Here is a 19,335-nt window from a genome sequence, read left to right as displayed (position 1 = left end):
GGGTTGCAGGGAGTGAATTTTGCTTATAGCAGCTCGTGCGCTTTGGCGTAGTCAATTAATTCAACGATACTTTGTACGCCAAGTTTGGAATAAATATTGGATTTGTGCGCACTGATGGTCTTATTGCTTAAAAGAAGCTGTTCTGCAATCTCCTTATTTGATAATCCATTCGCCAGATAACGCAGTACCGTGACCTCCCTGTTGGATAATGGCATATCTACCGCGGCTCCGGTCCGCGTACCCAGATGGTTTATAAAATTCAGCGTCTCCGACGGGAAGAATGAATAGCCGGTGAGGATCATCTCTACCGCATTATAGATTTCGCCCAGATCCTTTCGTTTACTGACAAACCCGTTTGCGCCAGCGCGGATGGCCCGCCCCGCGTAAAACGACTCTGACTTAGAAGACAAGAAGAGTACCTTGATATCTTTGTTTAAGTATTTGATTCTTTTAAGTAATGCAAACCCATCCGTCCCCGTGAGTTCGATGTCGAGGATTACCAGGTCAATCGCATGGTTGCGGATACAGTCAAGTACTTCGTGGCTATCGCCGGACTTGAGTTTGACGACGATATTTTTATTTTTCTGTAGCAGGACTTCTATCGACATTCTGACAATAGGGTGTTCGTCCATAATGATAACGGATGCCGGTTTCATTTTTTATGCCTCAGATTGTTAAAAGCGTTATGCTGAGTTTTGTAAAAACTCTCAAAAGCCGGAAGGATAAATATGCAGATCCTTATACGGTGGTTTTCCCTGGAAGAGCGAAAGCATCCTTGTTAACGTAGCGAGAAATCAGTGCCTCAGCGCGGTTGTCTCATTTGGCTGGTGTTGGCAAAAGGGGTTTCTTATTCATATTTGAAACGCGTCCTATTATACCGCGTAAGTTTTTTCCGAAAACCCTGTAAATTTAGTCCGGAATTTGCGTTTGTATTATATTCTGGAACTTAATCGCTATTATTTTAAAATCAGCGCAAATCTCCTGCTATTCCGTTTACCGCGTCCTTTCATCTTTATGTAATAACAAAAAATGACAGATGTCCCTGTATGTTGAACAGTTGTTAATAAAATTAAGCCGACTCAGCGGCTGAGCGCCATCACTCTTTGGCTCAAAATTTGTCTGCATTTGGCATGATAACTTCGTTTGAAAGCACGTCCGTCCCTTTGCTAAAAATCCTTACGCGAACAGCAGGATATGCTGCCTATTCTGTTTTACACACGCCATTCCCGCCGCTGAGTTGCGTGTTTTTTCATCATTATCATCCCATTAACGGAACAGCTCATCTCTTGACGGATGGAGTAAAATACTGATTTTATGCCATTCTGTAACATTTAACATGGAAGAAGTGGAGTAATTAGGAATAGTTGTAATTTCAACAAAATTGTTAGAATTAAACAAAAAATCAACATTATTGCTAAGTAAATTCTTAAGTGCATTTAAGAATTAATAGTTAAGTCAATAGGTTAAATAGCGTGAATTGAGATGTTATTGATAAGGTGCAGCAATTCCTGACGATGTGTCAGCCCAAGTTTAGACAGGATACCGCTGAGGCGATAAATGATGCGGCTGTAAGGGCGGTTTTGTATCAAAGCAATCTGACGCAGCGTCTTACCCTGTGAGAGCGCCTGCAAAATGGGCCATTCGGTGCGCGTGAACCACTCTTTAGCTAAAAACGGCGCGCTTTTTACCTCCAGCAGGCTCTGCTGTAGCGTCGCGGCGGTCAGTTGTCGTTCGAGTACATGAAAAGGTCCTGAAGCTTTGCAGAACAAACGGGTGTCGTAATCATCAGCGCTGATTAACAGATGTGGTACCAGAAAGGGAGGGTACAGGCTATGCCTGCGCAGTTGATCCAGTCTCTCGATGAGGGGCGTTGCAGGACTTTCGATATCGACCACCAGTCGAGCAGATGGCCACTGGCTCAGCGCGCCAAAAGCGTCCTCCAGCGTTGCATAGTCGCAGCAGCAATTGAGCGGAAACTGCCCGTGCAGAAACCCGGTGCGCAGAAAATTATCCTCCGTAACCAGAATGATAAAGGGGGCGTCCGTTTTGCGGCTCAGGTTTATGGACTGACTCAAAAATTCAAGCCGGTCGAAAAAGGGGGGAGCAAAAGGCGAGTACGTAAATCCCAGAGTATCACTTCCTGTACGACGCCGACGATAACGTCGCACTGTCATTCGTATGGCCTCCCTCCTGGAGATGGCTGTTTAATCCTCCGGCCATGTCCAGGACGGCCAATATTGTCCCTGGCCGAGCCAGGCTCCTGCCTGCATTCCGGCGAGTTGAACGCCATGCGAAAGCCATTTCCGTCGCGCAGGGGGAGCACGTAACGCCAGAACGCGTATTTAATGATTTTGACGCCGTATAGAGTTCGCCGACAGAATAAGAGTGCGTGGACTAACGCTTTCTCAACATCCTCCTGTCAGAGGCAAAGACCCGGGATTGTTAGCCGCTGACACTTTCTGGCTTCGTTAAGACAGTTATCGGCAGGTTGATGAAAATATTGTAACAGGGCAGGGCGTATACGTGAGGTTTGGCGCTGTCTCGACACTGTCCTGCTATCTGCCAGCATCCAGATGGCCGGGATACGTCATCCAGTGTGGCGAGGTAATGCGCAAGAAAACAGAAGGCGTTACTTAAATGGCGCTAAGCCTTTTCGCAGCGTCTCATTGTGTCAGCATAAAGTACAAAAATGTCGAAAAAACAGCCGTATTTACAATCAGCTAGCCGTTATCGGCGCAGAATATGGAAAAGGCATTGACTCACCTGTCATTGGCCGTATAATTCCAGGCGTTTCACCACCACGAAGTTTACTCTTCTCCGTGCGCCCTTAGCTCAGTTGGATAGAGCAACGGCCTTCTAAGCCGTAGGTCGTAGGTTCGAATCCTACAGGGCGTGCCATTTAGAAACAGGCACTTACGCCAGTTTCAAACCAGCCTGATTTTCTCCTTGTGTCGTATTTGTGTCATGGTTGCCAAAAATGGCATCTATTTTCCGTGCGTGTTCGCTTAAATGGTTCGGTGCCAGGTGAGCATAACGACGCACCATTTCGATCGACTCCCAGCCGCCCATCTCCTGCAGTACGGACAGCGGCACGCCGGACTGAATTAACCAACTCGCCCAGGTATGCCGGAGGTCGTGAAAACGGAAATCCTCAATACCCGCTTTTACCAGACCAATGCGCCAGGCGCTGTTGTCGTCCACTCGCATTTTCCTGACTGCCGGAGTCAGTGTTTTATCCGGGCGCGTCGATGGCTTCGTGTGAACGAATACCCATCGCGAGCTTTTACCAATCTGATCCCTTAACACCCTGCATGCGGTATCATTCAGAGCCACGCCGATAGCCTTGCCCGCCTTCGCGTTCTCCGGATTTACCCATGCAACCTTTCTCTGCATATCGACCTGCTGCCACTCCAGATCAATGATGTTGGAGCGGCGCAGGCCGGTTGCCAGCGCAAATATCACCACCGGCTTTATCGACTCCGGCATGCAGGCAATTAACCGTTCTGCCTCGCCCCTGGTCAGCCATCGGATGCGCTTGCTGATCGGCTTTTTGGTTTTGATAACCGGGGCCGCTTTAATCCAGCCCCAGTCATTAGCCGCAGCCTTGAACAGAGAGCGCATGAACGAAAGGTGCTGGCTCTTTGTAGCCTGGCTTACCGGTTTCTCAACATACGACGGCGGTTCTTTCCCCCGGCGTATAGCCGCGTCCCGTCGAGACTCCCAGACCTGAATATGCTTACGGTTGACCATATTAGAAACAGCTTCATGCACCTGATCAGCCGTGATGGTTGAAATATCCCGGCCGGAGAAATGCCGCAGGAAATATTTGATTTTGGTCTTATCGTCATCAAGGGACCGCTTATGTTCCTTCTCGCGGATCCACCTGATGCAACACTCCTCGAACGTCCTCGTCTGCAGTTCCCCAATTTTATCCACCCGCCATGCTTCAGCCTTCAGCTTGTCGTGCAGCTCCTGCGCTTGTTTCTTGTCCCCCGTTGCAAGAGATTGTCTAATTCTTTTCCCTGACGGCGTAACGAAATGACAGTGCCAGACGCCGCCTCTGAGGGTGATTGACATAAAATTTCTCCTTTATGTTCACCCGCGCTCGCGGAAACAGGATCGCGTGGGTCATGTAAATACGCAATACAGGCGACGTCGGTCGTGCGGTATTTGTTCCCGATCTTCTTCCCGGCGAGCTGGCCTGAGTCGATTAGCCGATAGACAGTCCTTGGTGAAACCTTCAGGAGTTTTGCCGCCTTTTGCGCAGTGAGTGGCTCTGCTGTAACCATCTCCCCTCCTATGACATCGTTTTATAAAACTGCGGTCCGTCTGGCGTGGCCGCGCGTAATTCGTTTTCCGCGTGCACTGAATAATTACCGTCATCCCAACGCACCCAGGCCTTCGGGTGATCGCCTTCCGGCTCCAGTTGGCCATCCACCACGCCATGTATACCGCCGGTCTTCTTCTGGACTAATGAACCCACATTAAAAGCAGTCATTGCACACATTCCGGTTCGTGAAGAAATGAGATGAGAGCGCCCAGTGCCATAAGTGCTGCGATGAGCCAGGTCATGGGGTTTGATTGCATGGTGAACTCCCAAAAAGAATGCCCTCACAGTGGAGGGCAAAAGGGATTACGTGGCAGTGCTTTCGCACCCAATAGCCAGCTCATAACCGGCTATCAGTTGCGTCAGGCAGAAGGGGATGGGTATGGAAGCCACTCTTCGATTCGAACGTCATCATGCTCAATGCCTTCGATCTGGAAAACCCACTGCCACTTTCCTGTGGGGCCGGAAACGCTCTGCCATTCAGCCCGCCAGGCAATAAGCACGCCCTCACCATTGAGATCGTTAACCAAAACCTGTTCATGTGTTTCTGGAAGACGTTCGACGCATTTGATCCATGCCATATCGGTGCTGAGCAAATGGGAAATTCGTGAGAGAAGCGTTTTCTGCGCCTCCTCAATAGTCACCGGCTCGCCGGGGCTGCCAAAAATAGCAAAGAAGTCACTTATTTCTGACTCAACGAGTTGTTTCATTGTTGCCATAATTACTCCTTACGCCGCACGCTGGGCGCGCAGCTTCTTCAGGTGCTCTGCTGTTTCAATTTCTTCGGCGATCCGCTCGGCCTGTGCTTTAGTAAGCGGCTCGAATTCTTGCTGAAAGCGACCCATGCTGGCGATGCAGGTGCGGCCGTTTCTGATGTAGTGAATGACTTCGTGGGTAGCGCGGAGGATTTTGCATGGCGCGCCGTGGGGATCGGCGTACCAGGTATTAGGCTGGATTATCCTGAACATTGGGACCACCTTTGACGAAGATCACCCAGTGAGTTTTGTCAGACTTGCCGGTGCGCTGCCAGATGACCGGCTTCTCGTCGGTAAGCGCCAGGATATTGCTTACCGGGATCTGCGTTTCGTTCCATTTGAAGATGAGAACGCCGTGTGGCCACAACACCCTGAACGCTTCGGCGAAGCCTGCGCGTAAATCATCTCGCCATGTTTCTTTATTGAGCCGCCCGTATTTTTTACCCATCCACGCGTTATCGCCGACACGCTCGAGATGCGGCGGATCGAACACGACGACAGGAAAAGTGTTATCGGCAAAAGGGAGGGCGCGAAAATCGGCAATAAGGTCCGGACTAATAACCAACTGGCGACCGTCGCAAAGCTCATGCTGTTCGGCGCGGATATCACTGAACACCGCGCGCTCGTCCTGCTTGTCGAACCAGAACATGCGCGACCCGCAGCACATGTCTAAAATTGCCTGCTGCATTACAGCCCCCTCTGCTTACGCATTAGTTCAAACTCTTCAAGAACCCTTTTCTTTGCTTTCTGGTAGGCCTCGGAAGCCGCTTCTTCTGTATCGTAATCACCAAGATAAATGTCTTTGTAATTGACAGTTATCCTTGCTGACCACCTACCTGATGGACGTTGAGTTACACCAACAAATCGAGATTTGCTTCCCTTCAATTTCCTTCTGTTCAACTGCTGTTCAGATGGCGTGGCCCAATGACAATTTTCCGGTGAATACCCTTTGTCATTATCGATGCGGTCCAGTGTAAGCCCATCAGGACGAGCGCCCATATCAGCGTAAAACGAGTTGAAGTCATGCCATTGATGACAGACAGTTATTCCTCTCCCGCCATAATCCTTGTATCTCTTATCTTTAGGGTTTTCGCATCTATGTAACATCAACTCCCAAATCCTATATTCTGAAGAACTCGACATTCCGTGAGTCCTTTTTGCTTCAATCTTTAAGCAGCCACATGATTTTGTGTGTCCACTTTTAACGAAACAAAGGCGAATAATTTTAGTGCTTCCGCAATCACAGGAAAATTTACCCTTGTAAACCCCTTTTTCATCTTTGGGGAAAGGCTCAATTAGCGTGAGCATGCCCACCTTTTCGCCAACATCAAATTTCACGCGCATATCATTTCCCCACCTGTTTCAACCGTAGTTCGATATCATTGGCGCAACTAACGCACGTCTGGCAGCCGGGAACGGCAGCGCGACGCAGCTCCGGTATTGGTTCGTCGAATTCTTCACAACGTTCAGCTGATACGGCGTTGCGGTTGAGCCGGTGAGCGGAAAGGGCAGCGTTACGCTGAAGCTCTTCAATCTCAGCTGCGGTATCGATGATGTCGGCCATGGTCAATGCTCCCGGAACTGTCGGTTAATTTGGTTGAATGTGAATGCCAGCAATAAAAAAGGCCGACTTAGCGACCCGGGGAATGATGTTGTCATTGTTCGGCTCCAAACCGCTTGTTAAGGCGGCCAGTTTTGACGACGAACTCCGGGAGGCTAACTCCAAGAGCTTCAATTTTCTTGTGATGCTTGTTGATGATGGGAGGCACCGTTTCGTTCCAGTTAGGCTTTGGCTTCTTGCGCATGGCCTGCTGGATTTCCTCGGTGCAGCGGCGGCAGGCGGCGCGGATGGCATTGTCTGTTTCTGGCGTCATGCGGCCTCCCGGCGGGCGAGAAGTTTCGCCCCGAAAGCCATCAGCTCGTCCCGGTCCACAGTTGCGAAGTGGCAGTGTGTACGCGGATACGGTCGCCAGATGATGAGCATCGACCCTTTGTTATTTCCCGATACTGGCTTACCGGTGACCGGGTTGATAAATGCCAGCCGCCCGGCGGTGATGAGGCGAACCTCGCTGGCGGTCTGGATAGCTTTCCTGAACCAGCCAACCGATGTGTCTGCCGGAACCAGCATGACCGTGCCGATCTGATTGGCGCTCTCGGCGGCGGCCTTCTTCACAAACGGCGTGATGTCGCTATATGGCGGGTTGAGCCAGACGTAGCCAGGAACATTCAGGTAATAAGCCCATGGCGTTTGCAGCGTGTTCTGCTCGGCGGTGATGAATTTGCTGCACAGCGCGTTATGCGGCGCCGCAGCGGCATCCAACTGGAAGCAGAACTCAGCATTAAGGGAAGCGAAGAGGGCTGGCGGAGTGCGCCATAGGTCACGCTGGTCGAGCGGTGTTGTACTTCCGCCATAATCACCATTCAACTTCTCTACTGGCAGTGCTGCGGCGATGCGCTCACCTATCCAGCGCATTACAGGTACCGCCATGCTATTGCCGATGGCTTTATATCGTGGGCCGTCCGGGCATTCGGCAGCATCCTTTCCGCGCCAGCCGATCAGAGTGTGATTATCAGGAAAACCCTGAAGGCGCTCACACTCAATTGGTGTTAGGCGGCGAACCTGCATACCCCACCCGATAGCCCCTACACCCATGCCTGCACGGCCGCCATTCGGCGTCAACAGCGCGTTGGCTGTGCCGTCATTTCTCACCTCGACCGTACTTCCTTCTGAGCGCCCACGGATTGCCAATGTGAATGGTTCAGTAACTATAGCGTTTTCCTGTCCGTTGTTGCGTCCAAGAGTGTGCGCCAGTTCTCGGTTGGTGTCAGGATCCTGCGTACCGTGCACTGCGAAAGTCTCAGTATCAAAATCCAACCTGATCCCATGCGCGGTGCAGGCGGTTGCCACATCAATATGGCTGGTAGTATTGCCACCGCCAAAAGCAATCAGATGTCCAGCTTGTGCCTGGTTGTCGTCTGCGCCACACGTTCCAACGCCTCGTGCAGTAAGGGCGGCAACAGCCTTTTGCGTTTCTCGGCGCGGCGCAGAATCCCGGCGCACGCTGTCGAGCTCAAAAAGTACCGCTGCGGGATCGAATCCTTTTCGAGCACTTGCGACAACGAACACACGGCGGCGTCGTTGGGCCACTCCGAAAAATTGAGCATCAAGGATGCGCCAGGCAATAACCCTTTCTGGTCCAGACACACAACCTGAGTGCGTCCATTTTCCCCCTGCTGGCTGCAATTCACTGCTTTCTCCGGCAAGTCCTGCCAGAAAGCACCCGAAGGCATTGTCTTTGCTGCTGAGCACGCCGGGGACGTTTTCCCAGACGATAATGGCTTCTTCTTCACCGGCTTCGCGGCGCTTGTCATCGATGGCATCTGCCAGCTCCACATAAGAAAGGGTTAATAGCCCGCGCGCGTCGGCGAGGCCGTTACGTAAACCAGCAATGCTGAAGGCCTGGCACGGCGTACCGCCAACAAGAACATCCGGCGCTTCTACTTCACCAGCGCGCACCGCGTCCGCGATTTTGGTCATGTCGCCGAGGTTTGATACTTCCGGCCAGTGCTGGGCAAGAACAGCGGAGGGGAAGGGTTCGATTTCAGAGAACCATGCAGGTTTCCAGCCGAGAGGTTCCCAGGCTTTGCTGGCGGCTTCGATACCGCTGCACACGCTTCCGTATTTCATGCCGCCTCCTGCCTTTCACGATATTCCTCAGCGAGCCGCTGCGCCTTTAATGGATTGCTGACCACTTCACCCCATGGCATTAGCCAGCCTTTACCAATGAAGGGAAGGCACAGAGTGCCAACCCTGATGTCGTCGTGAGCGTGAGTCATAACGATGCACCTCAAGCCTGATGAGTTAGACTTCTTCGGTGAAATTGAGGCGTTTATAAATTTCTCGCACACGCTCAACGTCGCCTTCGCAGTATTTGGCTACCTGGGAAATCTTCCCGTCGCGGACAAAATCCCACACTTTGCTTCCGTCAATCTCTTCACCAATTTCACTACCTTTCCCAGGCAATCCGAGCACTTCGCAGAGTTTTTCCAAACCCACTTTTCCGTTATACCCTGCCCACTGGACCATCGTGTCGAACACTGCTTTGTCCCATGGGCGAGCCTGGAAAGGAATAAAGCGCGGTGGGGAGATGCCAAGAACAGCGGCGCGCTGGAATATAAATCGCAGATCGAAAGCGGCAACGTTATGGCCTACAAAAACAGGAGGAACGTTACGTGACGGGTCATAGTTTTGATTCAGGAACTGGAAAAATTCTGTAATGAGAGATCTTTCTGAGTTCCCCCAGTCTTCTGAATAAAATGTCTGTGCTGGTGAGTTGCCAACGGCTGCTGATATGACGCAGATTTGTCCTCGACCTCCATCAAAGCTGGTTTTTCGCCATTCCTCCTCTGCTGCTGTTTCGCGGTTAGCGTCCAGCCACTCCTTAATGCTTTCAGGCTTTTTATACTGACCAGGAGCAGTGATGGATTCAGCGATTTTTTCTTTTACGGCTGGGTCTTGCGATGGGATTGTTTCGATGTCGATAAAAATATTCATGATAATTCCTATGAAATTTGGGCATGGGTTTGCGATGGCTGCTGAGCAGTCATTACATTTTTTTCGAAGCGTTTATGTCATTCAGAACGGGATATCGTCGTCGAAGTCCATTGGCGGTTCGTTAGATGGTGCCGGCGCGGACTGCTGCTGCGGGCGAGACTGTGCGCCGCCGCTGAACTGGTTGCCGCCCTGTGGCTGCTGAGGCTGACCCAACCCGCCATGCTGCTGTCCGCCACCTGCTGGTGCTCCGCCGCCATTACGGCCACCAAGCATCTGCATGGTGCCGCCGACGTTGACCACCACCTCTGTGGTGTACTTCTCGACGCCAGCCTGATCTGTCCATTTGCGGGTGCGCAACTGGCCCTCGATATAGACCTGAGAGCCTTTGCGCAGGTATTCTCCGGCCACCTCAGCCAACTTTCCGAACAGAACAACGCGATGCCATTCCGTTTGCTCTTTTTGCTCGCCAGTGGCTTTATCTCGCCATGACTCCGATGTCGCCAGCGTCAGGCTGCATACTGCGCCTCCGGACGGAAGATAACGGACCTCGGGGTCTTGCCCGAGGTTGCCGACGAGGATCACTTTGTTGATGCCCTTTGCCATTTAAGCCGCCTGTTTAAGTTCTTTGAGTCGAATACCAGTAACGTCTTTGCATTTGGCCTGGTGCTCAGCAAATCCGCTCAGTAATTTCCATGTATCTTCATAACGATGCTTTAGCTGGTCGCTATCATTTTCCGAACTGGCGTATGCAGAGAATTCGGCGAGGATCTTGTCCGCATCCACTGACTGAGGTGCCTGGTCTTCCTGCTGGTGACCATCATGAGGTTGCTGGTTCTGCTCAATCTGTGTTCCTGATGGCAATGCCCATCCGGGGAGCGATGGCGCTTTCCAGTAGAACACGCCAACCTCTTTTGATTTGGCGTACTGGAACCCGGGCGCGCGCGTTGCTGAAACCACTGCGAAGCCTTCTTCCAGGTTGTAGAGGTAACGACCGATACCCCATTGCACGGCGGCGCGCTTCATGGCGCCAGAGCGACCACCTTTCACAGCTTCAACCTGTGTGTTTTCTGCCGCATCCCACTTAGTGATCCACTCGCCTTCTACCTTGATGGAAATACCGCACTCAACGCCGCCATTGTTCGGAATATCTCGGTACTCGTTACGCCAGCCAGCCTTGCCGCAGACTTCATCCAGGCGCTTCATGATTGCGCGGTTGGTTACGTAGGCCAGCACCTTTGCCCAGATGCCGTTATTGTTTTTTCCCACCTGCTGAATGCGCCACTCAATATCCTCACTGGCAAATGGCGCATTTAAATCATCAAGGTTCATGTGTAGTTCCCCGCAAATTCATCCCAACTAATGACCGGGTTCTGCCGCTCAGCGTCCAGGTTGACTGGCTCGTCATCACCCTCCGGCTTTTCCGGCAGCTCGTCGCGCATAAGGCGCAGGAAAGACTCTTCATCCCACCGTTCTGCCGCCGTCATGCTGCACGCTCCTGATGAGTGATGACGTATCCCTGTTCAGCCAGCCACTCGATGACTTCTGCGCCGTCGAGCTGGGGTAGTACGTCACGGGTTTTAACGGTACCGGCCAGCACAACGCCTTCCATCTCTACTTTGATGGTGTTGTGGGGGCCGACGGACGTGCGCATATCTACGCACTCGCATGTAATATTCATGATTCACCTCAGTAGTTAATTTTTGTGCTTGGAATGAGCTCATCCTTGATAGCTGTCAGTACCTCAATAGCCTGTTCACGCGTAATGCTGGTGTGGCAGGTGAGCGCGTTAACGATGTTAGTTCCGACCGTCTTGCGGTGCTTAACGTCAGCTTCACGTTTTGCCTGTTCGTCGGCGATGCGCTTCTGCTCAGCTAGGCGGGCTTCGTCTGCCTGCTTTGCCTTAAGGCGCTCGGCTTCCACTGCCGCAGCTTTTTCGCGTTCTGCCCTAGCTTCCGCTTCCTGCTTCTCACGAGCCGCACGCTGTTCTGCTTCAATGCGCTGGCGCTCAGCCAGCTCTGCGCGTGCTTTCTCATCAGCTTCACGGCGCGCTGCGGCTTCAATCTCTGCTTTATGCTTCGCTTCGGCATCGCGGCGGGCTTGTTCTGCCGCTTCCTGCTTCAGCCGTTCGTCACGTTCACGCTGAGCCTGTTCCGCCCGGCGGCGTAGCTCTTCGCGGTCACGGTCAAACTTGTCATTCATCAGCAGAGCCATTTCGTGGTCTGCTTCGATCTGCGCGGCGAGCTGGTGGTCGAACTCTTCGTTCATCACCAACGCTTCGGTGTGCAGCGCGTTCATGGCTTCTTCAGCCTTAATGCGTTCCTGCTCGGCTTCCCATTCGGTGAGTGGTCGGCGGGTGGCATCGCGTAGCTCGTCGCAGGCATCAACGAAACGCTTAATTTCGGCCTCAGCAGGACGGACAGCCTCTTTCAGTCGCTTCAGGTACTCACGGCCCGGCTTTTCAATTGCCGTCTTGCTGCGTGATACCTGCGCCGCCAGAGAGGCGACACGGTCACGACCTTTCTTCGTGGACAGGTCCGGCACTTCGTTTACCGCCTGGCGGATCTGTTCGAGGTAAGCATCAAGGCCGCCCGATACGTAAAGTACTGGCGCCTGCTCCGGCTTGATTTCGATGACAGTTAAGTCCGTTACTTCGCTCATGGTTTCTCCTGAAATTTGGATGTGCAGATCCCGCCCGCATTGAGCCAGGCCGATCGGTTGAATAGGGTGGTTAGTGCTGGATAGGGTTGCCGTGACCGTCCAGAAGGACATCAATCACGCAGTCACTGAGGCGGATGATTTCTGCATCGGTGTGCAGGTACACCCATTTGCGCTCCTGAATGACTGCTGAGACGCGATAGGTTCGGCCTTCATGCATTGCCATCATGCCGGGCGTGACGCACTGGCGAATAATTGGAGTCGTTCCGTAATGACTGAGCATTATTCCACCTCCCTAAACGCTACTCCATCGATGCCATTCAGAAACCAAATTGTTTCAAATTCATCGGTTTCACTACCGTATTTCTGGAAGGAGTCGGCAGACCACTCAAAGTCATCTTCTTGATCATCATCTTTGAGGTACAAAAAACCTCCCGGTCCTAATCTTCCCGCGTAGCGGTGACCGACAGTCCAATTTCCATTACTTTCAGTGCATTCAACAATTACCGTCATGATTGCTTCTCCATCTGCTCAAGTAACCCTGCCAGTTTCATGTTCCATCGGTTCATTGTCAGCTTATCGCGCGGGTTAGATACCGACGTCAGCTGCCACTCGTTATCGTTGAGCTTTTTGGCGGTGTACTGCTTGCCGTTGTGGGTGACTGTCATGATGCCTCCCGGGCGCGGAGCATTGCGTCTGCGACTTGGTAAGCATCCAACGCAGTACGCTCATCACTGGCTATCCATTGCGGGTTGGATAATCTGGCCTGCATGGCCTTAGCCGCGAAATAGTCGCGGAGGAGCATCCCTTCGGTGCGAACGTTCTTATTATGCCAGTTAGCTTCAGTAGTTGGGTGAACTGTGACTAAGGACTTATCCATGATTAATCCTTAATGAATTTTTCAGTGCGGTGGGTTGCTAGGCCTTCAACCAGTTCAGCACTATCGCTGTCGATGATGACCTTGGTATGTGGGTGATGATTTTCAGCCAGGTATTTCATCACGGCTTCAACTGAGGATTTAAATTCTTCGTTATCTAAAACAGTTATATTTTTCATAATCATCTCCGCGCTTAAGGCCGCGCCGCCGAACGGTTAATACAAGACTTCAACGCATTTATTCAGTGTTTCAATGGGCGGTGGATTGCCGCCGGTTGTCATAACTAAGCCGCCTCGGTGAAGCGACTGAGGTATGAGGTATTAAAAAGGCCGCCATCAGGCAGCCTCAATTTGAATTAGTGCCGGGATGTTTAGCCACGCCCGGCAGACGCTTTCCTGCTATTCCACAACAGCAAAAATTCGTCTAACCTTTTTAATACCCATATTTATAAAATGGATATTTTTATGCCAATCTTACATACCGTGTGCCCGGACTGTGGAAGTGAGATGTCCAATAAGTTCGAAAATTATGAATTTGATAGATACTTCACAGGAGTCAGTTGCGAAGATTGTGGTCGAGAAATCACTAAAGATGATTTTTTAAGTAAGGCCACAGACCCTGTTAAAAACAAACTTGATGACATGCTCAGAAATTCACTTAAAGGGATTGACTGGAAGTTTTAGTGGTTTTAGACAGGTAATCAGATTTAACACTTAACTGGCGTTCGCATTAACCTGTGCGGACGCTATTTTTTGCCACCTACTTCTATTCATTTATCGTCAGCCCCTCGCAAAGAGCTGCTGATAAAGATTCCCCGATGTTCGGGAACTGAGCAGCAAACCATTCCGGTGCGGAGTCCTCTTCGTGTGCTATAACCGCCACGCGTTACACACCTGCCTCAATCCCATTGGGCGCCATTTCAATTTGCCAGGAGCGCTCCGGGTGATTTGCTGCTTGACTGAATTCTTAATGAGCAGGCGACTTGCTGTCCGCCGCTGGCTAACTTCGCTCAGCTGTCGATGTTTCGTTTCGATGGATTAAAAATACTAGAGGTATTAACATTTAGCAATACCGCCAGTATTAATAAATCATGGTTTAATACTAAGAATATGAAATTGAAGTGATTTTATTTTTGTAAATGCCGGTGATATGCTGAAAAAAACATCATTGAGGACTGGGTATGTCGTATGAAGATAGATTTTTCGCGGAGATGCACCCGCAGGTGGTTGAGGTGCTGGGTTTGGCGGTCATGCAGGTGCTGGTAGAGCAGCGCGAGCCGTCACGTGAGGCGCTGATAGAGATGATTCAGGTGCTATGGCAGGAGGATGATGTGGATCTGGCTGTAGAGCTGGCTATTGATGTGCTGAGCTTGCCGAAAGAGTAGGGATCGTGGTGGTGACCTGCTGGCGGGCAAGTGGGCGCCGCATCATCCGGTATCCGTTAATTATCAATAGCTTATACTGGTGGGCGGGTGCTGTCGTTATGGGGATCGGCAGGCAAAGAAAACCCGGCGCGGTGGCCGGGCTGGATTAGATAGCCTGTCTGACAAAGCTGATAATTGATGACTCATCTTTGTGTTCTATATGCTGTATTCCTTTATCATCAAAAGTCTTGCGAATCTCACGCATCGCCTTTACTTCCACGTCACTTGGTTTGGATGGTGGATCTATCGTAAACAAAACATTAGAGACTGATAAAATTTTCTCACTGGCAGCACGCAAAACCTTTGCCGTCCAAGAGTCACAGTGTTCCATCATTTTTTCTGGCTTATCTTGAGTGAATGCCAGTGGTTTGATAGCGCATAGAATTTCTCCATCTTGCCGAGCCACAAAGGGTATAGAGAACCGTGTCAATTCACCGCCAAGCGTTTCTTTTCTAAATGCATTCTTGAGGTCGTTATAATGGGAGAAACGATTTTTTAGCTCTCTAGTAAGGATGGCCTCACGAGATTCTTTTGTTATTTCTGAGTGATTTACATACTTATTGAACAGCTCAGATGTCACTTCCTGCGGTCGGTCAGACATTATGACTCTGGCAGGGCTGAAATGAACAATTGATTCTTTTTTAGCAACCATGTAATTGAAAAAATTAGCCAATTTTTCCGGCGTCAAAAACTGACAGCTTTGCTCTTGAGCAAATTTCATTTCTCTTGCGATTGCATCTTTCGCATGCGGAAAGATTATCTCGTCTTGGAAGAAATTTTTTACTCTGGCGTTGTTTCCTTGAGTTAACTGGTAGTGAAATTGTCCTAACTTTGGAGCGCAGAGAACCACACCGATGTTTGCAAACTCCTCGGTCTCAGCATACGGCGCATATCTAATTATGCTGTATAGGCATGGCGTGGTCATGTGATGTTACTCCAAAATTCTTTGCTTCTTACCCTGCTTAGGCAGGCCATGATCTCACTCTGCAAACGTTCGCGTTCTTCATCAGATAAAAACCACTCATCAGGTATCTGATTGAACGCCTCTCCTAAAGTGTCAATGGCATCATTTGCTAGATCCATAAGCTCAGGCTCATCGATTATGTCATAGACCCAGTCTCTACATTTTGGAGAGTATACATGGACATCATACTCATCATTAGTTGTATCGTGAGCGAAGGCCAGATTGTGGTCAATCAGGAAATGCCTATTATTGACTGTGTCGAAAATTATATTTACGTTTCCCCCAATTACTGTAAGGGATCTGTCAGCGTTTTTTATCCATCTATCAAAGAAGTAAATCTTTTTTTGATCTTGTAGGTTAACTGCATTACGAGCCTGCTGAATGTTAATCGTTGATGCATTCTCGACGAATCTTGTGGCAAATGCTGGCCCGGGCGAAAGCTCCCCACGCAGATCCGGCATGAATTCGATAATCTCTTGACCAACTTCCACAATACAAAAATCAGGGCATGTTAGACCAATCTTTTTTGCAAGATAAGCTGAGACGTATTCAGCCACAAGCTCCCTTTGACGTAGTTTTGGCCTTCCCTTGACTATGTAAGCGAACCCATCCTGACAAGTGCATAGGAAAGGCTGTGTCATCCCATCATTCATTCGTCTTGTATAGGCCGTAACGGGCAGATAATTATTTTGCAAAACCTATGCTCCCTGATGTACGCCTTTCCGCTATCAAAAGCCTGTTTCAGCCCTTAAACCAGCCGCAGCTTCGTCTCTACAGCAACACCGATAATTCGACAGCTATCATTCACTGGCACAAGAGGCCACTGCGGGTTCAGCCCCTTCAGGTACTTCTGCGCCCCATCGATCACCAATTTTTTAAACGTCGCCTCGTTCGAATCGGATAGCTTTGCTATCACCAGACTGCCGCTTATCGCCTCGCGGCCCATATCAAAAAGAACGAATGTACCCTCAGGAATGCTCAGTCCTGCCGGCGCAGTCATTGAGTCACCATCCACCTGTAGCCAGAAAGCCTCACCCTGAATGTGAGCATCAGACTCAAGCCACAAGTCGATATCTTTCAGAGTGTATGGCTCAACAGCCTCACACCACGCGCCAGCCTGAACCCTGCTTAATACTGGATACTTTGATCCCGTGGAATAATGTCCGGCGAAAGAAGTATTTTCGGATGCTACCGAACTCATATCTGAGATGTCTTTCGCTAAAGTCGGACTGAAATCAGATACGCTAACCCTGAGAACCCGGGCAAATACAGATGCTACAGATGTATTTAAAGCATTCCTTCCATTCAAGTAGTGGCCGACAGCACCCTGGGATATGTCCAGCGCATCCGCAATGGATTGCTGAGTAATACCCAGCTCTTTCTTCTTCGCTTCGTAAATGGCTTTGAGGCGCTGTGAATCAGCCACTTGAGCAGGGGTGAGAATCTTTTTCTTTTCCATTTTCAAATATTAATACCAAATCTCATATTTTAAAAATACCGCAGGTATTGCTTTATGTAATACTTATGGTATTGTTTGCTTATGCACTCAAAGGAGCAACCACATGAAGATTTCTTTAGCTGAGTTTGTTGGCGAAGTCGGCCAGGCCAAAGCAGCTGACGCTATCGGTGTACACCAGACGGCAATCAGCAAGGCAATTAGGGTTGGGCGTCAGATTTTTATCAAAAAACTGCCAGGCGGGAAGATTAAGGCTGAAGAGATTAAGCCGTTCCCGCACAGCAAATCCCCGTAAGCACCACCGCTCTTTAACAATCTGGAACCCAATTAAACCGGCTGAGTAATCAGCCGACTCAACAACTTATTAAGGATTTTAACTAATGGAAGACTTAACAACACGCAACAAGACCAGCGCTCGAAAAATTGAGAGCTGGATCCTCAACCGAATCGCGATTCTCGGTACCACTCAGGTCGCTGAGCATCTCGGAGTGAACAAGTCATCGGTCACTCAATGGAAGAAGCATTACATCCCTCGCATGGCTGCGCTTCTGGAATTCATTGGTTACGCCATTACTGACGACGACATATCTCGTGTTGTGGTTGGGCTGGCTGACTTGCTGGAGGAAAGGGGATTGGGAAAGAAAAAGCGCCCTGCGGTAACAGAGCGCTCAGACCAGATCAGTATGGATTTCTAACACACTGTGTTACGCCAAGTAACGGGAGTAAGTATGTCAAATACTGCTGAAATTATCAATTTCCCAACCAATACCGAAAAAACGGGAGGTCGTATGGCCGACCTGTCGAACGGGTATACCAAAGTCGCTAACGAGATCCAGCAGCTTAAGCCTCGCCTGAGATTGTCAGGTCGGGAATGGCAGTGTTTCGAGGCGGTGATCTGGCTTACCTACGGCTGGAACAAGAAACAGGACCGCGTTACGAATACGGTAATCGCAGAGCTTACGGGCCTGAGTGATACCCATGTTTCCGACGCTCTTAAGTCACTCGCTGAGCGCAAAATCATCTTCTCTCAGAAGCAAGGAATGATGAAAATTGTCGGTGTAAATACTGACCTTTCAGCCTGGATTTTAGACAAACCGGAAACGGGAAGAAAATTCCCGAAAACGGGAAAATCCTTCCCGAAATCAGGAATAACCTTCCCGAAAACGGTAGACACCCAATACAAGAACAAGAACAGTATTAAAAGATCTTCGTCCGGGAATTCTGACGAATCCTCCGACGCACGTCTGAAGAAATTTTTATCAGCTCATCCTGAAGCTGCAGTCTACACACCATCCGGTGCGAAGTGGGGATCGGCTGAAGACCAAAAAACCGCCCAATGGATATCTGCCAGGGTAAAGCTGATTAACCCAACCTGCAAAGCCCCGGACATAACCTCCTGGTCTAACACCGTTCGCCTGATGCGCCAGATTGATAACCGGTCGCACCAGGACATCTGCGCGCTGTACGACTGGGCCAGCAAACACCACTTCTGGCAGACCAACATCCTCAGCCCTGAAAGCCTGCGCAAGCAGTGGGACAAGCTGACGATGCAGCGCAATGCTGGTGGCGAGCAGCGCGCCGCTAAGCCAGACCTGGACTTCAACAACACTGACTGGGCCTACGGGGTGATCCGATGAAATCTCTTGCAGAGCAGATGCGTAACCACGACCGCGAGCAGATGAGCCGCATGGCCCATAACCTGCCAGAGCATTACCAGGAGCGCGCGCCGGTCGAGCAGGTTGCGCAGGTATTCAACAAGCTGTTCAACGAGCTGCGCGCCGCATTCCCGGCCAGCATGGCGAACTTCCGTAGCCAGGACGACCTGAACGAATTCCGCCGTCAGTGGCTGCTGGCGTTCCAGGAGAACGGGATCCACTCAATGGCCCAGGTCGATGCCGGCATGCGCATTGCCCGCCGCCAGGAGCGCCCATTCCTGCCATCGCCGGGCCAGTTCGTCGCATGGTGCAAGCAGAGCGGCGGGGCGCTGGGTATCACCGTTGACCAGGTGATCGCCGAATACTGGGACTGGCGTAACCGTTCGTTCGAGTTCACTTCCAGCGAACAATACCCCTGGTCGCAGCCGGTCATGTACCACATCTGCGTCGAACTGCGCCACCGCAGCACAGAGCGCCAGTTGACTCATGGTGAGCTGGCACGCGAGGCGGGTGATCTGCTGGATATGTGGGAGAAGCGTGTCACTGAGGGTAAGCCAGTGCCGCCGGTACGCCGGGCAATTGCGGCGCCGGCTGCCCAGCACGGGCCGACGCCGATCCAGTTACTCCAGGCGAAGTACAACCGCAACAAGTCGAACGGGATGGTGTGA

33 protein-coding genes and 1 tRNA gene are annotated in these 19,335 nt (G+C 50.8%); 7 read left to right on the top strand and 27 right to left on the bottom strand.

The genetic code is table 11. From position 1 onward, the window contains the following. Window positions 1–23 precede the first annotated feature (23 nt). Together fimZ and NL510_RS17400 are read right to left on the bottom strand one after the other, a co-directional pair. Window positions 24–656 (bottom strand): fimbria biosynthesis transcriptional regulator FimZ, encoded by a 633-nt coding sequence (gene fimZ, locus NL510_RS17405; protein ID WP_253378634.1) that lies wholly within the window; start codon window positions 654–656, stop codon window positions 24–26. Window positions 657–1,463: 807 nt separating this feature from the next. After that, entirely contained in the window at window positions 1,464–2,180 is a 717-nt protein-coding gene (locus tag NL510_RS17400) for a helix-turn-helix transcriptional regulator (RefSeq protein ID WP_253384990.1), read from the bottom strand. A 641-nt stretch (window positions 2,181–2,821) separates the two neighbouring features. Here NL510_RS17400 and NL510_RS17395 point away from each other — a divergent pair. Then, window positions 2,822–2,898 (top strand) — tRNA-Arg (locus NL510_RS17395). A gap of 15 nt (window positions 2,899–2,913) precedes the next feature. Here the strand turns inward: NL510_RS17395 and NL510_RS17390 are convergent. The 22 genes from NL510_RS17390 to NL510_RS17285 form a co-directional block, all read right to left on the bottom strand. Then, window positions 2,914–4,071, bottom strand: coding sequence for a tyrosine-type recombinase/integrase (locus NL510_RS17390; protein ID WP_253384988.1), 1,158 nt, complete (start codon window positions 4,069–4,071; stop codon window positions 2,914–2,916). Beyond that, window positions 3,954–4,289, bottom strand: coding sequence for a helix-turn-helix domain-containing protein (locus NL510_RS17385; protein WP_253378631.1), 336 nt, complete (start codon window positions 4,287–4,289; stop codon window positions 3,954–3,956). Before NL510_RS17385 ends, NL510_RS17390 begins: the two co-directional genes overlap by 118 nt. An 8-nt stretch (window positions 4,290–4,297) precedes the next feature. Next, window positions 4,298–4,498 carry a hypothetical protein gene (locus NL510_RS17380; RefSeq protein WP_253378629.1) on the bottom strand — a complete coding sequence of 67 codons (201 nt, stop codon included), beginning with the start codon at window positions 4,496–4,498 and terminating at the stop codon, window positions 4,298–4,300. 191 nt (window positions 4,499–4,689) lie between these two features. Beyond that, entirely contained in the window at window positions 4,690–5,046 is a 357-nt protein-coding gene (locus tag NL510_RS17375; protein WP_253378627.1) for a DUF551 domain-containing protein, read from the bottom strand. 9 nt (window positions 5,047–5,055) lie between these two features. After that, the gene (locus tag NL510_RS17370; RefSeq protein ID WP_063961319.1) at window positions 5,056–5,295 is read right to left on the bottom strand and encodes a DUF4222 domain-containing protein; all 240 of its coding nucleotides are present in this window, start codon (window positions 5,293–5,295) and stop codon (window positions 5,056–5,058) included. After that, window positions 5,273–5,770 carry a class I SAM-dependent methyltransferase gene (locus NL510_RS17365; RefSeq protein WP_045286666.1) on the bottom strand — a complete coding sequence of 166 codons (498 nt, stop codon included), beginning with the start codon at window positions 5,768–5,770 and terminating at the stop codon, window positions 5,273–5,275. Before NL510_RS17365 ends, NL510_RS17370 begins: the two co-directional genes overlap by 23 nt. Continuing rightward, window positions 5,770–6,426: an AP2/ERF family transcription factor gene (locus NL510_RS17360; protein WP_253378607.1), complete on the bottom strand. Its 657-nt coding sequence runs from the start codon at window positions 6,424–6,426 to the stop codon at window positions 5,770–5,772. Before NL510_RS17360 ends, NL510_RS17365 begins: the two co-directional genes overlap by 1 nt. Before the next feature lies 1 nt (window position 6,427). Further along, a complete protein-coding gene (locus NL510_RS17355) occupies window positions 6,428–6,646 on the bottom strand; it encodes a TraR/DksA family transcriptional regulator (protein WP_253378605.1) in 219 nt (72 codons plus the stop codon). Between the two features lie 91 nt (window positions 6,647–6,737). Next, on the bottom strand, window positions 6,738–6,956 hold the full coding sequence (locus tag NL510_RS17350; protein WP_253378603.1) for a hypothetical protein: 219 nt from the start codon (window positions 6,954–6,956) through the stop codon (window positions 6,738–6,740). Further along, entirely contained in the window at window positions 6,953–8,770 is a 1,818-nt protein-coding gene (locus NL510_RS17345) for a phage N-6-adenine-methyltransferase (RefSeq protein WP_253378600.1), read from the bottom strand. The genes NL510_RS17350 and NL510_RS17345 overlap by 4 nt, the downstream gene beginning before the upstream one ends. Next, a complete protein-coding gene (locus tag NL510_RS17340; RefSeq protein ID WP_023306344.1) occupies window positions 8,767–8,919 on the bottom strand; it encodes a DUF1317 family protein in 153 nt (50 codons plus the stop codon). The genes NL510_RS17345 and NL510_RS17340 overlap by 4 nt, the downstream gene beginning before the upstream one ends. A 25-nt stretch (window positions 8,920–8,944) precedes the next feature. After that, the gene (locus NL510_RS17335; RefSeq protein WP_253378598.1) at window positions 8,945–9,637 is read right to left on the bottom strand and encodes a 3'-5' exonuclease; all 693 of its coding nucleotides are present in this window, start codon (window positions 9,635–9,637) and stop codon (window positions 8,945–8,947) included. A gap of 81 nt (window positions 9,638–9,718) precedes the next feature. Next, on the bottom strand, window positions 9,719–10,240 hold the full coding sequence (ssb1, locus tag NL510_RS17330; RefSeq protein ID WP_253378596.1) for a single-stranded DNA-binding protein SSB1: 522 nt from the start codon (window positions 10,238–10,240) through the stop codon (window positions 9,719–9,721). Beyond that, window positions 10,241–10,966, bottom strand: coding sequence for a Rad52/Rad22 family DNA repair protein (locus NL510_RS17325; RefSeq protein ID WP_253378594.1), 726 nt, complete (start codon window positions 10,964–10,966; stop codon window positions 10,241–10,243). It abuts the gene before it with no gap. Then, window positions 10,963–11,121: a phage-type recombination accessory function protein gene (locus NL510_RS17320; RefSeq protein ID WP_253378592.1), complete on the bottom strand. Its 159-nt coding sequence runs from the start codon at window positions 11,119–11,121 to the stop codon at window positions 10,963–10,965. Before NL510_RS17320 ends, NL510_RS17325 begins: the two co-directional genes overlap by 4 nt. Then, window positions 11,118–11,315, bottom strand: a complete 198-nt coding sequence (locus NL510_RS17315; RefSeq protein ID WP_001303341.1) for a hypothetical protein — start codon at window positions 11,313–11,315, stop codon at window positions 11,118–11,120. The genes NL510_RS17320 and NL510_RS17315 overlap by 4 nt, the downstream gene beginning before the upstream one ends. An 8-nt stretch (window positions 11,316–11,323) precedes the next feature. Then, entirely contained in the window at window positions 11,324–12,295 is a 972-nt protein-coding gene (locus tag NL510_RS17310; protein ID WP_253378590.1) for a hypothetical protein, read from the bottom strand. A 70-nt stretch (window positions 12,296–12,365) separates the two neighbouring features. After that, window positions 12,366–12,575, bottom strand: a complete 210-nt coding sequence (locus tag NL510_RS17305) for a cell division protein FtsZ (RefSeq protein WP_253378588.1) — start codon at window positions 12,573–12,575, stop codon at window positions 12,366–12,368. Then, complete coding sequence (locus tag NL510_RS17300; protein WP_253378586.1) at window positions 12,575–12,805, bottom strand: hypothetical protein; 231 nt, start codon at window positions 12,803–12,805, stop codon at window positions 12,575–12,577. The genes NL510_RS17305 and NL510_RS17300 overlap by 1 nt, the downstream gene beginning before the upstream one ends. Then, complete coding sequence (locus tag NL510_RS17295; RefSeq protein ID WP_253378582.1) at window positions 12,802–12,960, bottom strand: hypothetical protein; 159 nt, start codon at window positions 12,958–12,960, stop codon at window positions 12,802–12,804. Before NL510_RS17295 ends, NL510_RS17300 begins: the two co-directional genes overlap by 4 nt. Further along, on the bottom strand, window positions 12,957–13,172 hold the full coding sequence (locus NL510_RS17290; protein WP_253378580.1) for a hypothetical protein: 216 nt from the start codon (window positions 13,170–13,172) through the stop codon (window positions 12,957–12,959). The genes NL510_RS17295 and NL510_RS17290 overlap by 4 nt, the downstream gene beginning before the upstream one ends. Window positions 13,173–13,174: 2 nt before the next feature. Continuing rightward, window positions 13,175–13,348: a hypothetical protein gene (locus tag NL510_RS17285; RefSeq protein ID WP_253378578.1), complete on the bottom strand. Its 174-nt coding sequence runs from the start codon at window positions 13,346–13,348 to the stop codon at window positions 13,175–13,177. A 273-nt stretch (window positions 13,349–13,621) separates the two neighbouring features. On the opposite strand from NL510_RS17285, the gene NL510_RS17280 reads away from it, so the two are divergent. Both NL510_RS17280 and NL510_RS17275 read left to right on the top strand, forming a co-directional pair. Further along, window positions 13,622–13,852 carry an ECs_2282 family putative zinc-binding protein gene (locus NL510_RS17280; RefSeq protein ID WP_436298461.1) on the top strand — a complete coding sequence of 77 codons (231 nt, stop codon included), beginning with the start codon at window positions 13,622–13,624 and terminating at the stop codon, window positions 13,850–13,852. A 497-nt stretch (window positions 13,853–14,349) separates the two neighbouring features. Next, on the top strand, window positions 14,350–14,553 hold the full coding sequence (locus tag NL510_RS17275; protein WP_253378574.1) for a hypothetical protein: 204 nt from the start codon (window positions 14,350–14,352) through the stop codon (window positions 14,551–14,553). A gap of 145 nt (window positions 14,554–14,698) precedes the next feature. Here the strand turns inward: NL510_RS17275 and NL510_RS17270 are convergent, their stop codons facing one another. From NL510_RS17270 to NL510_RS17260, 3 genes are all read right to left on the bottom strand, one after another. After that, entirely contained in the window at window positions 14,699–15,517 is an 819-nt protein-coding gene (locus NL510_RS17270; RefSeq protein ID WP_253378566.1) for a DUF3037 domain-containing protein, read from the bottom strand. Then, on the bottom strand, window positions 15,514–16,197 hold the full coding sequence (locus tag NL510_RS17265) for a HipA family kinase (RefSeq protein WP_366518886.1): 684 nt from the start codon (window positions 16,195–16,197) through the stop codon (window positions 15,514–15,516). The genes NL510_RS17270 and NL510_RS17265 overlap by 4 nt, the downstream gene beginning before the upstream one ends. A 107-nt stretch (window positions 16,198–16,304) precedes the next feature. Continuing rightward, a complete protein-coding gene (locus NL510_RS17260; protein WP_253378562.1) occupies window positions 16,305–17,015 on the bottom strand; it encodes a LexA family protein in 711 nt (236 codons plus the stop codon). Between the two features lie 103 nt (window positions 17,016–17,118). On the opposite strand from NL510_RS17260, the gene NL510_RS17255 reads away from it, so the two are divergent. From NL510_RS17255 to NL510_RS17240, 4 genes are all read left to right on the top strand, one after another. Next, complete coding sequence (locus NL510_RS17255; RefSeq protein ID WP_253378560.1) at window positions 17,119–17,307, top strand: Cro/CI family transcriptional regulator; 189 nt, start codon at window positions 17,119–17,121, stop codon at window positions 17,305–17,307. 85 nt (window positions 17,308–17,392) lie between these two features. Next, window positions 17,393–17,707 (top strand): CII family transcriptional regulator, encoded by a 315-nt coding sequence (locus NL510_RS17250; RefSeq protein ID WP_253378558.1) that lies wholly within the window; start codon window positions 17,393–17,395, stop codon window positions 17,705–17,707. A 33-nt stretch (window positions 17,708–17,740) separates the two neighbouring features. After that, the gene (locus NL510_RS17245) at window positions 17,741–18,649 is read left to right on the top strand and encodes a replication protein (protein WP_253378556.1); all 909 of its coding nucleotides are present in this window, start codon (window positions 17,741–17,743) and stop codon (window positions 18,647–18,649) included. Continuing rightward, complete coding sequence (locus NL510_RS17240) at window positions 18,646–19,335, top strand: replication protein P (RefSeq protein WP_253378554.1); 690 nt, start codon at window positions 18,646–18,648, stop codon at window positions 19,333–19,335. Before NL510_RS17245 ends, NL510_RS17240 begins: the two co-directional genes overlap by 4 nt.

The sequence above is a fragment of the unidentified bacterial endosymbiont genome (genome assembly GCF_918797525.1).
In the GTDB taxonomy this organism is placed as follows: Bacteria; Pseudomonadota; Gammaproteobacteria; order Enterobacterales; family Enterobacteriaceae; genus Enterobacter.
This window is presented reverse-complemented; position numbering and strand designations above follow the sequence as displayed.